Source organism: Nostocoides australiense Ben110 (genome assembly GCF_001050535.1).
GTDB classification, from domain to species: Bacteria; Actinomycetota; Actinomycetes; order Actinomycetales; family Dermatophilaceae; genus Nostocoides_A; species Nostocoides_A australiense.
In genome coordinates this window covers 3355342-3357495 of the sequence record NZ_HG764815.1, presented here as the reverse complement: position 1 = coordinate 3357495, position 2154 = coordinate 3355342, and the positions used below count along the sequence as shown (strand labels likewise).

The window sequence follows — 2154 nt, the reverse complement described above, 5'->3', positions numbered from 1 at the left end:
GAGCCAGGGCGTAGGCGAGCGCGCCGACGTGGACGGCGCCGGCACCGGCATACCCCGGCCCCCAGGCATCCCCTGGGCCCCCGGCATACCCCGGCCCCCCGGCATACCCCAGCGCGCGCGCCAGCGCGAGGGTGGCGAGATAACCGGCGGTGAGCAGCGCCGACCACCACAACCGCTCGACCACCCAGACCGGCAGGATCTCGCCCAGCACGGCATACCAGGGACCCATCGGGAAGAGGTAGCCGTAACCCTGGTTCTGCAGCATCCCCCACGTGACCTGCGGATCCCACAGGTGCAGGGCCCGGCGCAGCAGCCCCCAGGCATCGACATACAGGTCGTTCTTGGTGTCCTCGCCGATCTGCCCGGTCGGCGTCGACCAGGCGACGGTCCAGATCACCAGCAGACCGGCCCACGTGTAGAGGCGGGCGGCGGGACGATTACCGTGCGGTATCTTTCCCTCTGCCTCGGCCTGCACCCGCACATGCTAGGGGCGAAGTCCGACCCCAGCCGCCAGAGGATGCCCGTGAGCCGCCGCCACTTGCGCGTCCTGTTCCTGTCCTGGCGCGACCATCACCATCCCGAGGCGGGCGGCGCGGAGAAGTACCTCACCGAGGTCGCCGAAGGGCTCGCCGGGCGCGGGCATCAGGTGACGATCCGCACCGCGGCCTACCCCGGCGGGCTGCCGGACGAGGTGGTGCACGGGGTCGCCTATTCGCGCCGGGGCGGCCATTACGGCGTCTTTCCGCGGGCGCTGGCCTCGCAGGTCGCCGGCCGGCAGCGCGCCGACGTGATCGTCGACGTGCAGAACGGTATGCCGTTCCTCTCGCCGCTCGCCGGCCGCACCCGCGTGATCAACCTCGTCCACCACGTCCACAAGGAACAGTGGCCGATGGTCTTCGGGCAGCGGGCCGCCGGGGTGGGGTGGGCGTTGGAGTCGCGGGTGGCGCCGCGGGTCTACGCGGGCAGTGAGTATGTCGCGGTGTCGGATTCGACGCGCGCCGAGCTGGTCTCCCTCGGCGTCGACGCGGATCGGATCACCGTGATCCACAACGGCACCGATGTCGTCGCCGACCCCGATGCGCGGCGCTCGCCGACGCCCCTGGTGACGGTGCTGGGCCGGCTCGTGCCGCACAAGCGGGTCGAGTTGGCCCTGGATGCGCTGGCGGAGCTGGGACCGCAGTTCCCGGGGTTGCGGCTGGACGTCGTCGGGTCCGGGTGGTGGGGGCCGCAGCTCGAGGAGTATGCCGCCCGGCTCGGCGTCAGCGGCCAGGTCACCTTCACCGGGCAGGTCTCGGAGGCGGAGAAGCACCGGCTCCTCGCCGAATCGTGGGTGCTGGCCTTCCCGTCGATCAAGGAGGGATGGGGGCTGGTCGTCGTCGAGGCCGGCGTGCATGGGACGCCGTCGGTGGCGTTCCGGGAGGCAGGCGGGTTGCGCGACTCGATCCGCGACGGCGAGACGGGGCTGCTGTGCGACGAAGGCGGCGCCGCCTTCACCGCGGCGCTGCGCTCGGTGCTGGCCGATCCGGCTCTGCGGGACCGCCTCGGCGAGGCAGCGGCCGCGTGGGTGAGCCGCTTCCGGTGGTCACAGACGATCGATGCGTGGGAGCGACTGCTCGTCGGCCCCGGCGCGCCGGACTGACCAACCCCTGGCACGAGTTCGGCCCCACTGCCCTGGACGGGAGTGGAGCCGCAGAAGAACGCCGGGAACCGGCGTCAGGGAGCGTCGTAGGTCGCGAGCTCGGCGGGGGCCTTGTTGGCGGCCGGAGTGATGGCACCGACGCCGCCCCAGATCCCGAGTAGAGCGAGGACGACGCCCGTGACAAAAGCGGCGGCACCGCGCTTACCGGTAGACATGTACCGCAGGGTAGCAAAGCGATGGCGGGCTGTGGAACTTGTGGGTCAGGGCACGCCGACGAGTTCGCTGCGCCGCCCTCGGGCGACCGCGGACAGCACCCTGAACAGCATGATCGCCGCCCACGACGTGACGAAGATCGCCCACCCCGCTCGGCCGGCAACGGTGGCGGGCCGGCGGCCGTCGTCCGGACCCGGTCCGAGGTCGTAGGCCACGGCGTTCGGTCCCTGCGCGAGCGGCGCCTGTGCCGCCAGGCTCGCCGGGATCAGCGGCCGTTTCGCGGCCGGCCCAGCGGTGTCCCG

4 protein-coding genes are annotated in these 2154 nt (G+C 72.3%); 1 reads left to right on the top strand and 3 read right to left on the bottom strand.

Translation table 11 applies throughout. The features are described from left to right. Window positions 1–475 (bottom strand): alpha-(1->3)-arabinofuranosyltransferase domain-containing protein (locus BN11_RS16285; protein ID WP_048699412.1); only part of this gene is annotated, 475 nt, incomplete at its 3' end. A 48-nt stretch (window positions 476–523) separates the two neighbouring features. On the opposite strand from BN11_RS16285, the gene BN11_RS16280 reads away from it, so the two are divergent. Then, window positions 524–1639 (top strand): glycosyltransferase family 4 protein, encoded by a 1116-nt coding sequence (locus tag BN11_RS16280; RefSeq protein WP_201329285.1) that lies wholly within the window; start codon window positions 524–526, stop codon window positions 1637–1639. Between the two features lie 74 nt (window positions 1640–1713). Here the strand turns inward: BN11_RS16280 and BN11_RS22995 are convergent, their stop codons facing one another. Further along, window positions 1714–1854, bottom strand: a complete 141-nt coding sequence (locus BN11_RS22995) for a hypothetical protein (RefSeq protein WP_157044230.1) — start codon at window positions 1852–1854, stop codon at window positions 1714–1716. A 45-nt stretch (window positions 1855–1899) separates the two neighbouring features. Then, the coding region (locus BN11_RS16275) for a hypothetical protein (RefSeq protein ID WP_048699411.1) at window positions 1900–2154 on the bottom strand (255 nt) is incomplete at its 5' end.

Bases quoted from the DNA above. Each gene is read 5' to 3' on its own strand.
- BN11_RS22995 (WP_157044230.1), bottom strand. From the start codon at position 1,854: ATGTCTACCGGTAAGCGCGGTGCCGCCGCTTTTGTCACGGGCGTCGTC.